Annotated in this window: 16 protein-coding genes and 6 pseudogenes; 15 read left to right on the top strand and 7 right to left on the bottom strand. The window is 69.6% G+C overall.

Going from position 1 to position 19327, the window contains the following annotated elements:
- Nucleotides 1-83 precede the first annotated feature (83 nt).
- From AC07F0_RS26925 to AC07F0_RS26910, 4 genes and pseudogenes are all read right to left on the bottom strand, one after another.
- Nucleotides 84-227 (bottom strand): annotated as a pseudogene (locus AC07F0_RS26925) (DUF6192 family protein); the annotation flags it as partial.
- Nucleotides 228-797: 570 nt separating this feature from the next.
- A pseudogene (locus AC07F0_RS26920) lies at nucleotides 798-1016 on the bottom strand (MFS transporter); the annotation flags it as partial.
- Nucleotides 1017-1303: 287 nt separating this feature from the next.
- A complete protein-coding gene (locus AC07F0_RS26915) occupies nucleotides 1304-2935 on the bottom strand; it encodes an MFS transporter (protein WP_478982584.1) in 1632 nt (543 codons plus the stop codon).
- Between the two features lie 94 nt (nucleotides 2936-3029).
- Entirely contained in the window at nucleotides 3030-4052 is a 1023-nt protein-coding gene (locus AC07F0_RS26910) for an NAD(P)/FAD-dependent oxidoreductase (protein ID WP_478982823.1), read from the bottom strand.
- A 418-nt stretch (nucleotides 4053-4470) separates the two neighbouring features.
- Here AC07F0_RS26910 and AC07F0_RS26905 point away from each other — a divergent pair, with 418 nt between their 5' ends.
- The 12 genes and pseudogenes from AC07F0_RS26905 to AC07F0_RS26850 all read left to right on the top strand — a co-directional run.
- Nucleotides 4471-5094, top strand: a complete 624-nt coding sequence (locus AC07F0_RS26905; protein ID WP_478982582.1) for a TetR/AcrR family transcriptional regulator — start codon at nucleotides 4471-4473, stop codon at nucleotides 5092-5094.
- A 690-nt stretch (nucleotides 5095-5784) separates the two neighbouring features.
- The gene (locus tag AC07F0_RS26900) at nucleotides 5785-5994 is read left to right on the top strand and encodes an RraA family protein (RefSeq protein ID WP_478982580.1); all 210 of its coding nucleotides are present in this window, start codon (nucleotides 5785-5787) and stop codon (nucleotides 5992-5994) included.
- Between the two features lie 187 nt (nucleotides 5995-6181).
- Nucleotides 6182-6997, top strand: a complete 816-nt coding sequence (locus tag AC07F0_RS26895) for an oxidoreductase (protein ID WP_478982578.1) — start codon at nucleotides 6182-6184, stop codon at nucleotides 6995-6997.
- A 34-nt stretch (nucleotides 6998-7031) separates the two neighbouring features.
- Nucleotides 7032-7877 carry an alpha/beta fold hydrolase gene (locus AC07F0_RS26890; protein ID WP_478982576.1) on the top strand — a complete coding sequence of 282 codons (846 nt, stop codon included), beginning with the start codon at nucleotides 7032-7034 and terminating at the stop codon, nucleotides 7875-7877.
- Nucleotides 7878-7880: 3 nt separating this feature from the next.
- Nucleotides 7881-8066: a VOC family protein gene (locus AC07F0_RS26885; RefSeq protein WP_478982822.1), complete on the top strand. Its 186-nt coding sequence runs from the start codon at nucleotides 7881-7883 to the stop codon at nucleotides 8064-8066.
- A gap of 98 nt (nucleotides 8067-8164) precedes the next feature.
- Complete coding sequence (locus AC07F0_RS26880) at nucleotides 8165-9841, top strand: NAD(P)/FAD-dependent oxidoreductase (RefSeq protein ID WP_478982574.1); 1677 nt, start codon at nucleotides 8165-8167, stop codon at nucleotides 9839-9841.
- The gene (locus AC07F0_RS26875; RefSeq protein ID WP_478982572.1) at nucleotides 9838-11319 is read left to right on the top strand and encodes an ATP-binding protein; all 1482 of its coding nucleotides are present in this window, start codon (nucleotides 9838-9840) and stop codon (nucleotides 11317-11319) included. Before AC07F0_RS26880 ends, AC07F0_RS26875 begins: the two co-directional genes overlap by 4 nt.
- Nucleotides 11316-11510: pseudogene (locus tag AC07F0_RS26870) on the top strand (UBP-type zinc finger domain-containing protein); the annotation flags it as partial. The gene AC07F0_RS26875 and the pseudogene AC07F0_RS26870, both read left to right, overlap by 4 nt.
- A pseudogene (locus tag AC07F0_RS26865) lies at nucleotides 11499-11693 on the top strand (NAD(P)/FAD-dependent oxidoreductase); the annotation flags it as partial. The pseudogenes AC07F0_RS26870 and AC07F0_RS26865, both read left to right, overlap by 12 nt.
- 58 nt (nucleotides 11694-11751) lie before the next feature.
- On the top strand, nucleotides 11752-12267 hold the full coding sequence (locus tag AC07F0_RS26860) for an alpha/beta hydrolase family protein (RefSeq protein ID WP_478982570.1): 516 nt from the start codon (nucleotides 11752-11754) through the stop codon (nucleotides 12265-12267).
- Complete coding sequence (locus tag AC07F0_RS26855; RefSeq protein WP_478982568.1) at nucleotides 12234-12416, top strand: hypothetical protein; 183 nt, start codon at nucleotides 12234-12236, stop codon at nucleotides 12414-12416. Before AC07F0_RS26860 ends, AC07F0_RS26855 begins: the two co-directional genes overlap by 34 nt.
- 487 nt (nucleotides 12417-12903) lie before the next feature.
- A pseudogene (locus AC07F0_RS26850) lies at nucleotides 12904-13437 on the top strand (IS5 family transposase); the annotation flags it as partial.
- Nucleotides 13438-13455: 18 nt separating this feature from the next.
- Here the strand turns inward: AC07F0_RS26850 and AC07F0_RS26845 are convergent.
- Entirely contained in the window at nucleotides 13456-14025 is a 570-nt protein-coding gene (locus AC07F0_RS26845) for a dienelactone hydrolase family protein (RefSeq protein ID WP_478982566.1), read from the bottom strand.
- Between the two features lie 57 nt (nucleotides 14026-14082).
- On the opposite strand from AC07F0_RS26845, the gene AC07F0_RS26840 reads away from it, so the two are divergent.
- Nucleotides 14083-14664, top strand: a complete 582-nt coding sequence (locus AC07F0_RS26840; RefSeq protein WP_478982564.1) for an ArsR/SmtB family transcription factor — start codon at nucleotides 14083-14085, stop codon at nucleotides 14662-14664.
- Nucleotides 14665-15502: 838 nt separating this feature from the next.
- Here the strand turns inward: AC07F0_RS26840 and AC07F0_RS26835 are convergent.
- Nucleotides 15503-15982 (bottom strand): ATP-binding cassette domain-containing protein, encoded by a 480-nt coding sequence (locus AC07F0_RS26835; RefSeq protein ID WP_478982562.1) that lies wholly within the window; start codon nucleotides 15980-15982, stop codon nucleotides 15503-15505.
- 201 nt (nucleotides 15983-16183) lie between these two features.
- Here AC07F0_RS26835 and AC07F0_RS26830 point away from each other — a divergent pair, with 201 nt between their 5' ends.
- On the top strand, nucleotides 16184-17038 hold the full coding sequence (locus AC07F0_RS26830; protein ID WP_478982560.1) for a hypothetical protein: 855 nt from the start codon (nucleotides 16184-16186) through the stop codon (nucleotides 17036-17038).
- Nucleotides 17039-17368: 330 nt separating this feature from the next.
- On the opposite strand, the gene AC07F0_RS26825 is transcribed toward AC07F0_RS26830, so the two are convergent.
- A complete protein-coding gene (locus tag AC07F0_RS26825; protein WP_478982558.1) occupies nucleotides 17369-17557 on the bottom strand; it encodes a DUF6233 domain-containing protein in 189 nt (62 codons plus the stop codon).
- 416 nt (nucleotides 17558-17973) lie between these two features.
- Between AC07F0_RS26825 and AC07F0_RS26820 the strand changes: the two are divergent.
- Nucleotides 17974-18701 (top strand): annotated as a pseudogene (locus tag AC07F0_RS26820) (IS5 family transposase); the annotation flags it as partial.
- Nucleotides 18702-19327 lie beyond the last annotated feature (626 nt).

Genomic DNA, 19327 nt, shown 5'->3' with positions numbered 1-19327 from the left:
CCCTCGGGCCTGGGTTCAAAGGCCGGATCGCCGTTCCACCTGGCCGGTCGCGCCCGGGCCCGGACGAGCCTGCTTGGCCATTGGACCTGCGGACGCTTGAGGAAGTCGGTGGTGACCGCCGCGGCAACCTCCTCGTCCTGGGCCGGCGAATGGATCGCGGTGACCTTCTCCTGCAGCCGGGCACCCCCTCCGAGCCGGTACCCGGCACCTGCACGGTGATCGGCGTCTCGACCTGCTGCGACGTCCTGGACCTAGTCGTGCGCGCGACCGGCGACCAACTCCAGACCATGGGCGCCGATCGCAGGACGATCCCGCGACCAGCCCGCCGACCCGCGTAGATGTGATGGTGTGGCCCTACTCGGCTCGCGAGTCTGTGTGCTCCCGGAACGGCGGTTCGCCTGGAGCCAGGCGAAGAACGACCCTCGCTGACTCCGGCGCTGGCGGCCCGAGGCCGGACAGCAGTTCTCCGGTGCGCGGGTGGCGGGCGGTGAGGTCCATCGCGGAGAACGCCCCGTCGTGGATGCGCAGGGCGAGACGGTCGCGGTGGAACCCTGGAGATGCTCTGCTTTCCTGCGCTGATTCGTGTTTTGAGAACAACAGTCATCGCAGGTAGCAGGGCATCTCTAGGGTGGATCCAGGCTCAGTGGGCCATCACGGGCTCGCCCTCGGACGGCTCCAGAGCCCGATTCGGAATCAGGAACGCCGCGATCACCGCACCGACCACGAAGAACCCGGAGCCCCACGCCAGGGTGGCCGTGTAGCCCTCGACCCCGGCCTGCGCCGCGGCCAGCGCGCTGGGCTTGTGAGCCGACGACGGACGCGGCCCCGAAACCTGCCAAGCCGATCACGAAGAGGGTACGTCGGCCCAACAGGTCACCGAGTCGGACGCCGAGCAGCAGCAGGCTGCCGAACGCCAGCGCGTAACCCGTGATGACCCACTGCCGGCTGCCGTCGCTGAAGCCGAGGTCTTGCTGCGCCTCGGGCAGCGCGATGTTCACGACGGTCGCATCGAGCATGACCGTCGTCGCAGGGCGGTGTCTGCGGCGACCGCCGCTGTCACCTCACGGCCCTTGGCCTCCGGGCCGCCCCGGAGGAGAGCCCCGGGGCGGCCCGGAGGCCGAGGACGGTGAGGTGTTCCGACAGAGGATCCGTGTGGCTGTGGACCGTGGACCACGCCCGCGCCCTGCGCGTCTCGCGCCGCCGGGCTCCTGCCCGGCGCGCCTGGCGGGCGATCCGGCGGAGGCGGTGCCCGGCGACCCGGCGGACGCGTCCCCGGCGATCCAGTGGACGCCCTGCCGGCGATCTAACGGGTGGACACGGTGTGCTCCCGCACAGCCGCCGCATCGCTCGCCGCCGTCCCGGCCCCCGGCTCGGAGTTCTTCCTCGCGAACCCGCGCCGGCCCGGCAGGACCGCGAGGACGATCAGGGTTCCGCCGGCCATGATGATCCCGCCGATGAGGCTGGTCTGGGCGACACCGTGGGCGAAGGCCTGGTGGACGGCGTCCACGGCGGCCTGGGCCTGCTGGGGCCCGGCGGAGGGATCCTGCGCGACCCGCTCCGCGACGGCCAGGCCACCACCGACCGAGTCCTTGGCGATCTCCATCGCCTCGCCCGGGAGCCGGTTGCCCACCAGGTCGGTCAGCTCGTCCCGGTAGGCCGTGCCCAGCAGCGAGCCCAGCACCGCGATGCCCAGCGCCCCGCCCAGTTCGAGCGCGGTGTCGTTGACACCGCCGCCGACGCCCAGTTCGGACTCGGGGAAGGAGCCCATGATCGTGTCGGTCGCCGGGGAGATGCTCAGTCCGAGCGCGAGGCCCAGCATCATCAGCGGCGCCAGGAAGTCCCCGTACGTCGACCCCTTGTCGATCTGGGTGAGCAGGAACATGCCCGCCGTGCCGACGACCATGCCGGTCACGACCATCACCTTCACCCCCAGCTTCGGGGTGAGCGTCCCGGTCACCGCGGACCCGAGGAACACCGCACCGCCCAGCGGCAGCAGCCGAAGGCCCGTGTCCAGGGCGTCGTAGCCGAGGACGAACTGCAGGAACTGCGTCGAGTAGTAGATCACGGCGAACATACCGAAGAAGAAGAACAGCACCGCGAGCATCGCGCCGCTGAAGGGCCGCAGCGCGAACTTTCGGACGTCCAGCATCGGGTGCGGGTGCCGCAGCTCCCAGGCGACGAAGGCAACCAGACCGACACCGGCGACCACGGCGGCGGCGACGGGGCCGACGCCCCAGCCGGAGTGCGGGCCCTCGATGGCGGCGTAGATCAGGGAGCCGACGGAGACGATCGACAGCAGACCACCGACGTAGTCGATCCGGCCCATGCCCTCCGCCTTGGACGGCGGTACCAGGGCGAGCGCGCCGAACACGGCGAGGACGGCGATCGGCACGTTGATCAGGAAGGTCGAGCCCCAGGCGTGGTCCTCGAGCAGCCAGCCGGAGACCAGCGGGCCGACGGCTACCGCCAGCCCGGAGGTCGCGGCCCAGGCGGTGATGGCCTTGGCTCGCTCGCTCCGGGGGAAGGTCGCGACCACCAGGGACAGCGTGGCCGGCATCACGACCGCGGCACCGACACCCATGATCGCGCGGGCCGCGATGACCAGCGAGGTCTCGTCGACCATGCTCCCCATCACCGAACCGCCGGCGAAGATCAGCAGACCCAGCACCAGCGCGCCGCGCCGGCTGTACTTGTCGCCGATCGAGCCCAGCACCAGCATCAGCGCCGCGTACGGAACGGTGTAGCTATCGACGACCCACTGCAGATCGCTGCTGCTCAGGCCCAGGTCGGTGGTCATGTCAGGGGCGGCGACGATCAGCGACGTGTTCGCCATCACCGTGATCAGCAGGCTCAGGCACAGCACGAGCAGCGCCCACCAGCGCCGCGCGTACGGCCCGGTCATCTTCTCCACAGGGGTGTTCGAAAGGAAGGGCATCAGTAGCTCCTGAGGGGGACGGGGCGGACGACCGGAATCACTTGATTGCCCGTGAGGCGAGCGGGCGACGGGCTGAGATCTCCGGGCTTCAAGATCATCCTGTGGCCCCTTGTGGGCTTCCCTCGGCGATCCCCTGGAGGGCCGCGTCGGTGTCCGCGACGGCCAGCATCCTGTTGATGTCGGCGCCGGCCAGTGCGCCGGCCGCTGCGGAGGCCCCGACCTGGGCGACCAGATCGGTGGCGTTGCCAGCCACCCACACACCCGGCACCTCGGTGGTGCCGGCCAGGCCGGAGGCGAAAGCGCGGCCCATGTTGTTCGGCAGGTCCTGCACCGGCAGGCCCAGACCTTCCAGGCCCTGGGTGCGGGCCTGCATCGGCGCGGCGACCGCGACGACGCGGCGGGCCACGACCTGGCCGTCGGCCAGGCGCACCCCGGCCAGGGCACCGTCCGTATCGTTGACGACCTCGGTGACCGGGGTGTCGATGACGCGGATGCCGCGGGCGGCGAAGCGGGCGCGGCTGTCCTCGTCCAGGTCGGTGCCGTGGGTGAAGTAGGTCAGGTCCTCGGTCAGCTGGCGGAACAGATACGCGTGGCCGATGGAGGCGGGGCCGGTGGCGAGGATGCCGATGGGCTCATCGCGCACCTCCCAGCCGTGGCAGTACGGGCAGTGCACCACACTGTGTCCCCAGTGCTCGGCGAGCCCGGGCACCTCCGGCAGCACATCCCTGAGGCCGGTGGCCACCAGGATGCGGCGAGCGGTGATGCTGCGGCCGTCGGCCAGGGTGACGGTGAACCGCAGGTCCCCGTCCGCCGACGGGGCGGCAGGCTCGGCCGAGACCACCTCGCCGTGGACGACGCGTCCGCCGTACTGGCGCACCTGCTCCCGGCCCCGTCGAAGGATTTCGGGCGGTGGGGTGCCGTCCAGGGCGATGAGGCCGTGCACGGCCTTCGCGGGTGCGTTGCGCGGGGAGCCGCTGTCGATCACGACGACCGAGCGGCGGGAGCGGGCGAGGATCAGTGCACCGTTCAGCCCCGCGGCGCCCCCGCCGATCACCACCGTGTCGACGGTCCCCTCGGCCAGTGCGTCGCTCGTGTACGGAGGAGTCGTCACAGCCATGGCCTCCTGCCTTTCCTTGTCAGTCATGGTTCGGTCAACCCTTCGAGTTCTGGGTGATTGGAGGGTGGTCAGCTGTTCAGGAAGCCCAGGATGTGGTCGGCGACCGTCTTGGGCTGTTCGAGGTGCAGGAAGTGCCCCGCGCCGAGGACAGCCCGAGGTTCGGGATGTACAGATCCAGTCCGGCGATGAAACTCGCCGTCGCCAGGATCGCGAGGATCAGACCGGCCTTGCCGGCCTGGAAGGCGTCGCAATGCCGGGCGGCGCGGAGGAGTGCAAAAGCATGGGTTGCCCTCAATCGCGCCAGGCGTGCACGCACCCTGTCCGGTGAGTTCAGGATGGTTGTTTACTGAACAGTCCGAAACCTAGAGAGTTCTGTACTGAGTTGTCAAGTGCGGCAGGTCGGCTTTACCTTCTGTGTATGGCGAGACCACGAAGCTTCGACCCCGACCATGTCCTCCACGCCGCCGAGCGGCAGTTCCGCACCTCGGGCTACAACGGCACGAGCGTCGACGACATCAGCGCCGCCACCGGCCTGGGTCGCGGCAGCCTCTACGCCGCGTTCGACGGCAAGCACGGCGTGCTGCTGCAGGCGATGGCCGGGTACTTCGCCCGGCTGGGGCAGTTTGCGCCGAAGGCGCTCGCCGGACCGGACGAGGGCGCCCTGGAACGACTGCACGCGTACTTGCTCCGCGCCGTCCACGGGGTGCCACTCGCCGCCGACGTACCCCCCGCCCCTGACCGGGCGGCGGCGGCCTGCTTCGCCGCCAAGATGGCCCTGGAGCTCGGCGCCTCCGACCCCGAGGTGAAACGCCTGGCCAACGACTGCTTCTCCGTGGTCGCGACGGCGGTGGCCGAGTGTGTGCGAGCGGCGCAGCGCAACGGCGACATCGACCCCGACGCGGATCCCGACGGCCTCGCGTACCTTCTGCTGACCATCATCCGCGGGATCGATGTCGTAGGCGCGGCCGGCCACAGCCCCGACCGCCTGACCTCGATCGCGGAGAGCGCGTTCGCCTTGCTGCCCCGCCCGCGCCACCGCTGAGAAGGGCGCGGCCGACCTCGTTGCACAGGCCTCTGATGCGGTCGGCCCACTTCGACGCCGCGGAGGCACGGCCCGCAGGTTTACGCGCCGTCGGGAGGTCGCCTGGGCGGTTGGCGAAGAACTGCGCCCGCCTCCAGTCGAGTTGCTCCACCGCATACGCGGTGTCGCCGGGCTTGAACTGCACGGTCAGTCGCCCAACGCCTCGCCGCAGCAGACGGTGGCACTTCGGCCGCCGCTCCGCCAACTCGGACCGCGTTTGCAGGAATTCGTGCCAGTGCTCCGCCTAAATGCCCTCGTAGAGCTGGGTGCCGTCCCCGCGGATGCGGGCAGCGGTACGGGCTCCCGCTGGGCGTCGACGAGTCGGCGACTGGCCCGATCGTCGCCATCCTGCGCGGCGTCAGCCTGACGTCCTGCTCACCCACGTGGCGAACGGCCCCGTACAACCGGGACCGCAACCAGGCACAGGCGACCACGCTGCTGCCGCGCAGGATCGCCCCGGCCCACGACCACCACCGCGCCACCCGGCCGCTCGTCGCCGCCCAGGGGTTCCAGTTCGAGCCGCGCCAGCCACAGGTCTGCGAGGTTCACCCCCGACCTGCTGCTGGACATCACGCCCATGTTCGACGTCGAGACCAAGGCGATGGGCTGTATGACCGCACAGGCCCATATGGTCCGTCCGAGCTGACAGCAATGGGCTTCCCTGTCTGTTCGCGAGGGGTCTCGGCGCAGGGCACGGTGAAGGCCGGCCCCGGCCCGGTGAACGCGCCCGCCGTGGTCGCCGGCACCACCGTCCGACGCGGTGACGTGATCGTGGCCGACGACGACGGAGTGCTGTGCGTTCCCCTGCTGCGCCGCTCGCACAGACTCGGCCACCGCCGCCGCGACCACGGAGAAAGGTAAAGCCGACCCACCGTACTTGACAACTCAGTACAGAACTGAGTAGGTTTCCGACTGTTCAGTACACAACCATCTTGAGCTTGCTGGACAGGTTTGGTCCGGGCTTGCAGGACTGGGGACCGTGTCGGCCTGAGCACAGGCGACCTCGCACAGGGCACGACGAAGTCATGCCCACAACCAAAGGAACACCATGCAGACAGCTTCCCCAGTGGCCCTCGTGACGGGTGCCTCCTCCGGGATCGGGCGGGCGGCAGCGCTCGCTCTCGTGGGCGCCGGATTCGCGGTGGTCGGCACGAGCCGCAACGCGGCGAACGCCGAGCCGCTCGCCGGGGTGACGTTCCTCGATCTCGACGTGGCCAGCGACGAGTCGGTCCGCTCCCTGGTCGAGGAGGTGATCGAGCGGTTCGGCCGGATCGACGTCCTGGTCAACAACGCAGGCGTGGGCGCGGTCGGCGCCGGCGAGGAGAGCTCGATCGACCAAGCCAAGGAGGTCTTCGACATCAACGTCTTCGGCCTGATGCGGATGACGAACGCAGTGCTGCCCCACATGCGCGCCCAGGGCAGTGGCCGCGTGGTCAACGTCTCCTCGATGATGGGTCGGGTCCCAGCGCCCTTCATGGCCGTCTACGCCGCCACCAAGCATGCGGTCGAGGGCTACTCCGAGTCCGTCGACCACGAGCTTCGTGAGCACGGCGTCCGGATGCTGCTGGTCGAGCCGGCCTACACAAGCACGAGTTTCGAGGCGAGCAGCCTGGCACCCGACTCGCCCCTGCCGATCTACGCCGCACAGCGGGAGGTCTCCCGAGACGTGCTGGCCACGGCCGTGCGCAACGCCGACCACCCGGACGTTGTCGCGAAGGTGATCGTCGCGGCCTCCACCGATTCCAAGCCCAAGCTCCGGTACACCGCCGGCCCGATGGCCGGACGCGTCAGCCTCCTGCGCCGGATCGTGCCCTCGCGCGCCTTCGACAGACAAATCCGCAAGCTCAACCGGCTGGCCGGCTGACCCCGCAGTACACCCGGCGCCTGAGGAGACGCACATGGAGTTCGAACACTTCACCTTCGACCTGCCACACGGCACCTTTCACGCGCTGCAGGGTGGTGATCCCGATGGTCAACCGACGCTCGTCCTGCACGGCTTCCCGGATCATCCGCCGACCGCGAAGCCCTTCCTCGCCGGGCTCGGCCGCCGCGGACGTCACGTCGTCGCACCCTGGCTTCGCGGTTACGCGCCGTCCCCGACCGCGGGGCCGTTCGACTTCGCATCCCTCACCAGCGACGTGCTCGCGCTGATCGACCGCTGGTCTCCCGGGCGAGCCGTGGAGTTGGTCGGCCACGACTGGGGCGCCGCGATCACATACCATACCTGCGTCACCGCGCCGGAGCGGATCGAACGCGCGGTCACGCTCGCAGCCCCCCACCCACTCACGTTCTTCCTGAGCCGGCCGCGCCCTGCTCAGCTACGCCGAAGCTGGTACATGGGGCTCTTTCAACTGCCGGGAAGCGGCTGGACGGTCACCGCCCGCGATCTCGCCCTCATCGACAGCCTCTGGCGTCAGTGGTCGCCCGGCCTCTCGCTCGATCCAGCTCTCCAGGCGGAGCTACACGAGCACCTGCGGGCGAGCATGCCCGCGCCTCTGAAGTACTACCGGGCGATGCTGCGACCCGGCATGCTCGGGGCGGCGCGCCGCCTGTCCCAGCCGATCGCGGTGCCCCTGCTGCAGCTCCACGGTGCCGACGACGGCTGTATCCTCCCCCCGCAGATCGACGACCGACATCGGTTCGCCGCCCCGCACGCGCTGGAGGTCGTCCCCGACGTCGGTCACTTCCTGCACATCGAGGCCCCCGCGGCGATCGCGGAACGGATCGCGGCATGGGCCGAGTAGCGGATCACTCGACCTTCGCGGCGAGACCACCGGGATGGGCGGCGCGGGGCGGACCGGCAGGCCGAGGCCGACCGGCTGCTGGCCCTCGGGGCGCGGCACGCGGACATCGGCCAGGGAGAGCAGTCCTGGACCACACTGGTGGACCCGGAGGGCAACGAGTTCTGCGTGCTCGGCTCGCGACGGAGCTGACCGGAGCGAAGCAGGGCGACGAACACGCGATGGCTGAAAGGCGGCGCGGCACCGAGCCGGCGCCGACCGGTGATCCGATCACTCGGGGTGGGAGACGTATGGCACAGGCCGCGGACGCTGGGCGGACCGTCATCATGACCGTGGACGACGATCCCGGGGTGTCCCGTGCCGTCGCCCGTGACCTGCGACGGCGCTACGGCGGGTCGTACCGGATCGTGCGCGCGGAGTCCGGCGAGTCCGCGCTGGAGGCGCTGCGGGAACTGAAGCTGCGCGGCGACCTCGTGGCGGTGGTCCTGGCCGACTACCGCATGCCGCAGATGAACGGCATCGAGTTCCTCGAACAAGCCCTGGACATCTATCCGGGCGCCCGCCGCGTGCTGCTGACCGCGTACGCGGACACCAACGCGGCGATCGACGCGATCAACGTCGTCGACCTCGACCACTACCTCCTCAAGCCCTGGGACCCGCCCGAGGAGAAGCTCTACCCGGTGCTCGACGACCTGCTGGAGGCGTGGCGGCGCAGCGACTACCGGCCGGTGCCCGCCACCAAGGTCGTCGGGCACCGCTGGTCGTCACGCTCCTCCGACGTACGGGAGTTCCTGGCCCGCAACCAGGTGCCGTACCGCTGGTACTCCACCGAGGAGCCCGAGGGGCAGCGGCTGCTCGCGGCCTGCGGGCAGGACGGGCAGCGGCTGCCGGTGGTGATCACGGCGGAAGGTACGCCGCTCGTCGAGCCGGAGGTGCCCGAACTGGCCGCGCACGTGGGGCTGGCGACGACACCCACGGCCGACTTCTACGACCTGGTCGTCATCGGCGGCGGGCCGGCCGGGCTGGGCGCGGCCGTGTACGGGGCCTCGGAGGGCCTGCGTACGGTGCTCGTGGAGCGGTCGGCGACCGGCGGGCAGGCCGGGCAGAGTTCACGGATCGAGAACTACCTGGGCTTCCCGGACGGGGTGTCCGGCGCCCAGCTCACTGACCGGGCGCGACGCCAGGCCACGAAGTTCGGCGCCGAGATCCTCACCGCGCGGGAGGTGACCGGTCTGGAGAGCAGCGGGGCGGCGCGGCTCGTACGGTTCGCGGACGGGTCGGCGATCGTGGCGCACAGCGTGATCCTGGCGACCGGTGTGTCCTACCGGCAGCTGGAGGCGCCGGGTGCCGACGAGCTGTCGGGCCGCGGCGTGTTCTACGGGTCCGCGCTCACCGAGGCCGCCCCCTGCCAGGGCCACGACGTGTACATCGTCGGCGGCGCCAACTCGGCCGGGCAGGCGGCGATGTACCTAGCCAGGGGCGCCAAGTCGGTCACCCTGCTGGTGCGCGGAGCGGACCTCACCGCGTCGATGTCGCACTACCTGATCCAGCAGATCGCCGAGTCGCCGAACATCTCGGTACGGGCCCACACGGTCGTCGAGGCCGCACACGGCGACAACCACCTGGAGCAGCTGACATTGCGCGACACGACGAGCGGTCAGACCGAACTGGTCGACGCGCAGTGGCTGTTCGTGTTCATCGGCGCGGCCCCGCTGACCGACTGGCTGGAGGGTACGGTGCTGCGGGACGAGCGCGGGTTCATCCTCGCCGGGCCCGATCTGACCGCCGACGGGCGGCCACCGGCGGACTGGGAGCTGGACCGGCCGCCGTACCACCTGGAGACCAACATCCCCGGCGTGTTCGTCGCCGGGGACGCGCGCGCGGAGTCCGCCAAGCGGGTCGCGTCCGCCGTCGGAGAGGGAGCCATGGCCGTGATGCTCATCCACCGGTACCTGGGGCAGTCGTGAGCGGGCGGCTGATGCCGTGCAGCGCGGCGGAGATCAGCTCGCTGTTCCTCTTCGAGAGGCTCAGCGCCGAGCAGATCGGCAGGCTGTGCAGCGAGGGTCGGGCCGAACTGTTCGACCCCGGGCCGGTGTTCACCGAAGGTGACCCGGCGACCGACTTCTACGTGATGATCGAGGGCACGGTCGTCATGTCGCGCCGGGTGGGCGGCGACGACATCGAGGTGAGCCGCACGTCCCAGCCAGGGGTGTACGCGGGGGCCGTGATGGCGTACCTCTGGGACGGGAAACCACAGCGGTACATGAACTCGGTGCGGGTGTCGGAGCCGACACGGTTCTTCGTCCTGCCCGCCGAATCGTTCGCGAACTTCATCCACGAGTGGTTTCCGATGGCGATCCATCTCCTGGAGGGGCTCGTCCTCGGTTCGCAGACCTTTCAGCGGGCCGTCGGGCAGCGCGAACGGCTGCTGGCGCTGGGCTCGTTGTCCGCGGGTCTCACCCATGAGCTCAACAACCCGGCCGCGGCGGCCGTACGGGCCACCTCGTCGCTCAGGGACCGGGGCGCGCACATGCGCAACAAGCTCAGCGCCATCGCCTCGGGCCCCTACCACCGCGACGTCCTGAAGGCCCTGGTCGACCTCCAGGAGCGTACGGCCGAGAGGGTCTCCAAGGCGCCGGCGGCACTGAGCCCGCTCGAAGCGTCCGACCGGGAGGACGAACTCGCCGACTGGCTCGACGACCACGGTGTCCAGAACGGCTGGCAGATCGCGCCGACCTTCGTGCAGGGCGGTCTCGACGTCGACTGGCTGGAGCAGGTCGCGGCGGCCGTCGACGAGCAGGAGATCCTGCAGAGCGCCATCGAGTGCCTCACCTACACGGTCGAGGCCGAGCTGTTGATGTCCGAGATCGAGGACTCCACCACCCGTATCTCGCACCTCGTCGACGCGGCCAAGCAGTACTCGCAGCTGGACCGCGCCCCCTACCAGGTCGCCGATGTGCACGAACTCCTCGACAGCACGCTGCTGATGCTGTCGGGCAAGATCGGTCCACAGGTCAAGGTCGTGAAGGAGTACGACCGTTCGGTGCCGAGGATTCCGGCCTACCCGGCCGAGCTGAACCAGGTGTGGACCAACCTGATCGACAACGCGGTCTCCGCCATCAAGGGCGAGGACGGCGAAGGGACGCTGACCGTACGCACCGCTCTGGTGCACGACCGGCTACTGGTGGAGTTCCGCGACACGGGCCCGGGAGTGCCGGCCGAGATCCGCGGCCGGATCTTCGACCCGTTCTTCACCACCAAGCCGGTGGGCGAGGGCACGGGGCTGGGGCTCGACATCTCCTGGCGGATCGTCGTCAACAAGCACCACGGTGACCTGAAAGTCGAGTCCGTACCCGGCGACACCCGCTTCCAGGTGCTGCTCCCCCTCACCGCCACCGACCCCGACACCGGGCCCGATACCGTCCCCGACCCGGCCCGGGAGTGACCAAGGACACCGGAATCGATCCCGGCGTCCCGCCCAGCGGTGCCGGATGCGTCGAGTGCGACGCCGACGGCGGCTGGTGGTTCCATCTGCGGCGCTGCGCCCGGTGCGGTCACATCGGCTGCTGCGACGACTCACCCGCCAAGCACGCCACCGGCCACTTCCGGGACACCCGCCATCCGGTGACCCGCAGTGACGCACTGATCCTCGCCCGCTCCCGCCGCTCGGTCGTCGTGATCGACAGCGGCTCCCCGCGCAACGCGCCCGCGAAGGCCGTGCACGGCCTCCTCGCCCTGGACGGCACCCCGCCGCCCGAGATCCTTCGACGGGGCCAGGAGCAGGTGCGCCAGTACGGCGGACGCGTCGTCCACGGCAAGCGAGACACCGCAGGATCGCTCGTACGACGCGAGCGAACACATCCTCAATCTCGAATCGTTGCTCGTCGACACGCTCGACCTCACGGGCATCACCCTGGTGCTCCGTGACTGGGGCGGCCCCATCGGCACCGGGTTCGCGCTGCGTCACCCCGACCGGATCTCCCGGATCTTCGCCACGAACACCGTGCTGCCTCTCGCAGACGACATCGCCCCTCTCACGAAGGCCAACGGCGTCGAGAGCCGGTGGTTCCAGTGGGCCCGGTCGGCGCTCTCGGACGGTTCGTTCGAGCAGATCCTCGGAAACGCGGGTCACACCATCGCCCACCTGATGATCGACCTGCAGCATGTCGCCCGGCCCGAGATCGCCACGCCGACCTGGATCCGCGCGTACTCCAGCCCCTTCCCGACCCCGGCGGAGTGCCGCGGTGTCATCGCCTTCCCCCGGCAGGTCCTGGAGGGCCCGCAGGGCCCCCGCCCGGCCCGCCGCCCATGGAAGCCGTCGCCGCGCTGCGCGCCGTGCCGGCGATGCTGGCGGTCGGGATGCGGGACACCGCACTGCTCCCCGAGTACGTGATCCCGTCGTTCAGGCTCAGCTACCCGGACGCGCCCGTGGTCGAGATTCCGAGCGCCGGCCACTTCCCGACCGAGGATGCTCCCGAGACGCTGCTGGCACTGCTGGCACTGCTCGAGCTGTTCCTGCAGACGACGCCCGCGCGCACTTGAATCCTGAGTGTCGAAGGGCCGGCTCCGCACGCGCGGAGCCGACCCTTCGCCGTGCGGCAGAGGTGATGCTCGATGGTCAGGAACAACCGGATCTCGGGATGCATCGAACAGCGCCCTCCGCCCGGACTTACGGGCCAGTAGACCCGACCCTCGATCGTCAGCGCCGCATCAGGGCGGAGATCGTTTATGGGACAGGCCTCAGTCGGTGAATGCGCCCATCGCGCGGTCGAGCAACACCGCCAGGGGGACCTTGCCTTCACAGGCGACCCACCCCCGTCGATGCCGCGTCCGCGCAGGCGAGGGCGGCCGCGACCAGGGCGGTCGGCCTGGGGTCCTCCGGCTGGTCGGGGCCGGTCCCCAGTCGGCGTGTGATCTCCGGGACCATCAGCGCGCGAGAGCCCGGCCTCGGCGGCGATCCAGTCCTTCCAGGCCCCGCCCCCGGCCCGCTGCCGAACCCGCCGGAAGATGCGGCGCTGTACGAGGCCATGCGCCGCAGAAGCCAGGCAAGCGCACCCAGCCGCCCGCTCAGCACCGCCCCGATGAGGCGTTGGGCCGTTCGCGCGGCGGCCTGACAACGAAGATTCACTTGGCAGGGGAGGGTGGTCTGCGGCCTCTGGCCATGCTGGTCACCCCCGGTCAGTGGCGTGATGCCCCACAGATGATCCCGGTCCTGGAGTGCATTCGCGTGCCTCGGTCGGACGGCGGCCATCCACGCACCCAGCCGGTTCATCTCAGCGGCGACAAAGCGTACTCATCACGTCGCAACCGCCGTTACCTGCGGCGGCGGCAGATCAAGCACACCATCCCCGAGCGCCGTGACCAGCAGGCCCACCGCCTACGCCGTGGCAGCAGCGGCGGCAGGCCCGCCGGCTTCGATGCGGCACGCGATGTCCGCAGGAACGAAGTCGAGCGGCTGATCAACCGGTTGAAGGCGAACCGGGAAGTGGCCACGCGTTTCGACAGGAGGGCGTACGTCTTTCGCGGCACCGTGGCCGTCGCAGCCCTGCGCCCCTGGCTTTGAGCATGACCCGCCAACAACCTAGCGCGAGCCGAGGAACTCGATCGTCCGCTGGGTCAGGAGCTTGGCAGCGTTCGGGTCGTAGGACGGCAGCGAATGGTCCGCGAACAGATGCTGGTCTCCGGGATACAGAAACATCTCCGCGTCAGCGCAATCGGAGACGAGCGCGCGGGCAGCATCGATGTCCTCGGCGAAGAATGGATCGGCTTCCTTCGCGTGCACCTGCACCGGCACACCGTCAGGCCAAGCCGCACCGTACTCCGACACGGGGATGCAGGCGTGGAACAGGAGCGCGCCCCGCGCGCCCGCCCGTGTCTGAGCCAGCTTCTGGGCAGGTAGCACACCCAGCGAGAAGCCGACGTAAACGATGCCCTGCGGCAGGTACTCGGCCGCGCGGACGCCACGCTCGGTGATCTCGCCGAAGCCGATCTGCTCGACGTAGCCCGAACCCGCCTGAAGGGAGCCGAAGGTACGCCCCTCGAAGAGATCGGGCGTGTGGACGGTGTGGCCGACGGCGCGGAGTTCGTCGGCGAAAGCGGCGACTCCGGGGGTCAGCCCCTGCGCGTGATGGAACAGTACGACCTCTGTCATGCCCCAACCCCTTGCCTGTGGGTAGCAAATGATCCGGAACTCTAGAATAATCGAAGGGTGTCGAACAATATCCGCCTTCCCGACTACGACCTCGCCGATGTCACAGATGTGACAGCCCCGGCCCAGCTCCGCGCGCTGGCCAGCCCGCTGCGCGACGCCATCCTCGAACTGCTCCTCGAACGCGCCGCGACGGTGAGCGAACTGGCAGCTGCACTCGGCCGCCCGAAGAGCACGGTCGCGCACCACGTGAGCGTCCTGGTCGACGCCCAGTTGCTGAAGGTCGTGCGGACCCGCCGGGTGCGGGCCATCGAGGAACGTTTCTACGGCCGCACCGCGCGCATCTTTCGCGTCGGCGCTGTCAGCCCGACTGACAGGGGCGTCACGCCGCACTGCACCAACAATCTCGCCACGGCCGCAGCCGAGTCGGCCCCGGCGCACCAGGCAGATCAACTGTCCTCGATCGTGCGACATGTGCGGATCCCGCAGGAGCAGGCCCGCGAGTTCTGGGCACGGGTCCTGGAACTCGCCAACGACTACGCGCAACTGCCGCGCGGAGGCGATGTGGTGTACGGCTTCGCGGCCGGGCTCTACCCGACCGACTATCCGGCGCTACCAGAGGTAGAGTCTGCGGCGGACTGACCTGTACCGCAGGTCGAGTCATCCGCACCCACGCCTGCAGCACCCGAACCTCGACACCCTGGCCCGGATAGCGTGCCGGTTCGCGCGGGTCGAACCACGGCTGCGGGCCGGGCGGCTGGTGCTGGGTCTGCTGTCGGACCTGCCGCGCCAAGAGCTGCTGGACGATCGCGGAGTGGGACCGGAGAGGCCACCCCGGCCTGGCAACCGCAACGACTGCTGGGCCTGGGGGGAATCCGGAGCGAAGGACGCCGTGGACGCCAGTACTGCTGGCCGGAGGCGGGGTGCCGTCAGGCCCTCACCGACTGGGGTATCCCGCCTGGCATCGTCCCGGCCGCGCGCGAAGCCTCCTGCGCGGTCGTAGGTGACACTCCGGCCGGTGCGCAGTACCGGCACATGGTTCGGTGCTGTGGTCCCGAGCGGCTGACGGCCGTACGTGCTCAGCACTGCAGCCCGATGATGGCCCAGTCGCGGCGAGTGGCCTGGCTGACGACGTCGCCCCATTCGGTGACAAGCCGGGAGAGCGACGGAAGTCCTGGATCCAGCCGATGGGTTCGGTGAGGTGGCGGTCGAAGGGCTCGCGCAGTGAGCCGAGGTACGGCTCGACCTGCCCCCAGTAGCGATGCAGCGCCGCCACCTTCTCCGGCAGCAGCCAGAGCATGACATCGAGTCGAGAGGTCCAGTCACAGGTGTCCGGCTCGACGGTCGGGGAGAAGCCTGAAGTCTGGGACGCGTAGGTGGAGCCGTCCCAGAACAGCGGGGCGCTGAACTGGTCGAGAGCGTTGACCGACGCCGCGGCTCGCGTCGGGACCCGCGACCGCCTGCGCGGCCTCCGACACGATCATGCGGACGAGGTCACCATCCTCAGCGCACAGGACCCGTGGGAGCTTTCCCGACTCGCCGTCCCGGGCGCGTCACCTGAGGCGTGATGTGCCGAACCAAAGAAAAGAGCTGATCCGCCGCTCGGCCAGGGCCGGGTCCCACGCGGGTTCATCTTCGCGCCGAGCGTCAGGTGCTCGCCGACGGTGAACGAGCCGTACACCGGCGTGCTCTGCGCGACGAACCCCACCCGGGCCAGATGCGACGCGTTCGCCGCCGGGCGTGACCCCAGCACGGTCAGAGAGCCGGACGTCGGCTCGATCAGCCCGCAGGCCAGGTGCAGCAGGGTCGATTTACCGGCCCCGTTCGGGCCGACCAGGCCGATGACACGGCCGGAGGGGATGGCGAGGTTCACGTCGGTCAGAGCCAACTCGCCGCGACGACCGTACTTCTTCGTCAAGCTATGGGCATGAAATGCCGGAGGTGAGTCTGCATGTGGCATGCCCCCATCCTGGAATTCCACCTTCTTCCCGTCACCAGCCCAAAGCACGGTTCCCTTGTCGGCCGACCGTACTTTTGACCGGTTCGGCGCCGAGTCGCTGCTGCTGGGCGAACTGTGTGCCGTACAGCTTGGCGCAGAGCCCACCGCTGGTGAGCAAACGAGGCGTGGTGCCCCGCTCCTGGAACCTCGCTGACCACGAGTGTGGCCCTGATTGATCCGGTCGCTGATGAGGCATCACCGGATTCGGAAGCGGACAACGGTGACCCGGAGGCCGCGCCATCAGCGGAGGATTTGGCTCTGGGTGCGGACAGTACGGTTGAGAAGCCGGAGACTGCGGAGGACGGAGAGCGCGTCGGGCTCGCTGCCGACCGGAAGACCGCCTGCGATGAGCGGGTGAAGGACGTTGCTGCGATTCCCGGTGCACAGTACGCCTCCTGCGCGTCGGACCTGGAGCCGGCCGTTGAGCTCAACGCCGACGAAGAGACTGCTCTGTCGCAGATCGAGGTCCCAGCTGACACCTCGGCGGCTGAGTCGGCCGTCCTGGCCGACGTACCGGACGCTGAGCAGGGTGCACCGCAGTCCTCGACGCAGGACACCCGGGACGACTCGGATCTGTCGGCTGCACCGGCTGACGAGTCGGCCGACGCAGCTGCCGCGGCCAGACCAAAGCCGTGGAAGAAACCCAGGTGGTGCATCGACGCCGGCGTGGACTCCACGTGGTACGTCGAGCGCCTGCGCGGCTGCGGCATCTGGCGCAGCCGGGTTGATGCCGTCGAGGTGCGCACGGGTCGCAAGGTGGGCGGTATCAGTTACCTGGTCGTCGGCTACGCCTTCTCGGCCCGGGACTCCAAGAGGTGGGCCTACCAGGTAAGGCTGCTGGAGACGAAGCGGTGGGCAGGGGCGGCAACGGCACCAAGGCGTCGGGGGAGTGCGTCCTGCGTCGGCAAGTGCAAGGTCGTTAACAAGAGCTTCCCGGCGCAGACGATCTCCAAGAGCGCCGAACCGTACGGGCAGTTCTTCATGGACACCGCCATCAACACCAGTGCGTCCAAGTAGCGGGGGACCGGTCGTAGCGTCGCTTCCTGGACGTTCAGCAACCCTCAGTGGGCGGGCCCGTCGCAGCCCACGAAGCTGGCTACCCTGGATGTCCGATGCGAAAACGCCCTGCCTGGTGCTCCCCGCCAGGTCGGCTGCGTGAACCTGCAGGCCGTGCCGGTGATCAGCTACAGCCTGACCGGGCCGTGGCCGGAGGCCGCCAAGCACATCAAGGACGCACCGGCCGCACCGTCGCCCTGACGAGCGGTAAGTCAGATCGTCATGGCTGCCAAGCCACCAGCAGCAGACGTTCCCCCCGCAACCAGCACGTCCGCGAGCGATCACCAGTCGTCAGTCGAGGATGCGGAGCTCGATGTCGGGCTGGCAGTGGGGGCAGGCGGGCAGCCCGGAGGCCAGGAGCCGGCGGGCTTCATCGCGGTCGGCGGGGCGGCGGCGGTTGCCTGCGGCGTAGCAGTCACCAGCATGAGACCTGGACGGCCGGGCGTCCGGTCCGATGCCGAACTGGACGATCCACTCCACAACGGAAGGCGGCGCAGACGACCGTTTCCGCCTCCATGGCGAAATGGATCAGGTGACGCTGTTGCCTTGACTCACACCCGGTCGGCCCCGGCTCCCACCGGCCTGGCGAGGCTGCGAAGGGGCCGACGTTCTTTCATGAAACCGCTGCACAGGGCTGAGGCCGGGATCCGTGATCCTCGGGTGGCGATTTCACTCCGGCGCAAGCCCAGGACCTCACAGGGCCGATGCACCCGAACCTCAGGCCCGTCTGGATCGTGGCTCCCCTGGCGCTGATAACCGCAGGTTGCCACTCGACGTGATCGCCGACTACATCGACGCCTGACGGGCGGAACCGGCCGCGCAGCGGCCGGTCCCGCCCCCGTCTTGGGGGAGGGAACCCGTTGCCGCGGCGACGCTGCTATCCCTCCGCACCTTCGATGACGAGTGGGCGAAGGATCGAACCGCTGCTTCCGACACCGGCCTGTGAGACCAGCACGGGTGGGCGGCCGGAGAAGCACTCACGACGCGAGATCATGGACACCATCCGATATGTCATCGACACCGGCTGCACGTGGCGGGCCCTTCCCAGGGACTTCCTGCCCTGGCGCACGTGTTTACGGCTTCATGGCCCCTTGGGCTGCCGCCGGGATCGTCGGGCAGATCCGCGACCAGCTCCGCAAGCGCATCCGGCGGGAGATGGGCCGGGCCCCCGGCGCGGTCGCCACCGTCATTGACTCCCAGTCCGTCAAGGCCGCGGAGACCGTCGGCCGTGACTCCCGCGGCTATGACGGTGCGAAGAAAATCAATGGCCGCAAACGGCACCTGGTCGTGGACACCAAGGGGTGCCGCTGTTCGTCATGGTCACCCCGGCCGACATGACCGACCGCGAGGCGGCCAAGGAAGTCCTGTTCCGGCTGCGGCTGATGCGCCCCGAGATCACCATTGTCTGGGCCGACTCCGGCTATGCCGGGCAGCTCGTGACCTGGGCAAAGACGAACCTCGCACTGACCCTGAAGACAGTCAGCCGGCCGAAGGACGCCGTCGGGTTCGTCATCCTGCCCCGGCGCTGGGCAGTTGAGAGATCCCTGGCCTGGAGCATGCGCAGCACTCCGAATCGCTGATCACCTCGGCTGCAATCACTCTCATGACCAGGAGAATCACCCGCCGAAGCTCCCGCAGAAGCGGACAGCCGGCATCCCGCGAAGCCCAGCGGGACTGATCGTTCTCAAGGCCAGGCCAGGTACTCAGTGTGACCAGCGGCAGGGGCGCGTCAGTGGTCCGGCCCGGCAGGCCGCCCCGGTTCACTGCATTCCTTGGCAGGACACGGAGATGCCGCCGCCCCTCAAGGATGGCCCGGATCGGTGAATTCCGGGTACGACCGGGGAGGCGGTGTCCTGCGCTGCGCCATGAGAATCCCCTTTGCGGTGCTAGCGGGGGCTGTGTGTGTTGGCGGCTGGGATGCATCCGGCCGTGGCCGCGGACACCGTGGTGACGTTCACGGTGCAGGGTGCGCAACTGACGGTGGTGGCTCCGGCGAATGCGGTCTTGCCGTCGACGTCCATCGTCGGCAGGACGACAGGGCAGCTCGGGACGGTGAGGGTCAGCGATCAGCGCGGCGTCGTGTCCGCGCCATGGACGGCGACGGTGGCTGCATCGGACTTCGCAACCGGCGGGGGGGGGGGGGGGGGGGGGGGGTCGGCCAACAAAACCCCCCCAACAAACAACGCAAACCCCTGGTCCGGGCCCTCCCCCCCCCCCAACGGCAACGGCCCCCTCCCCCCAAACCACCCG

The sequence above is a fragment of the Streptomyces sp. NPDC045955 genome (assembly GCF_056430805.1).
Note: the sequence above shows the minus strand (reverse complement) of the source record. Positions and strands in the feature narration are given on the sequence as shown.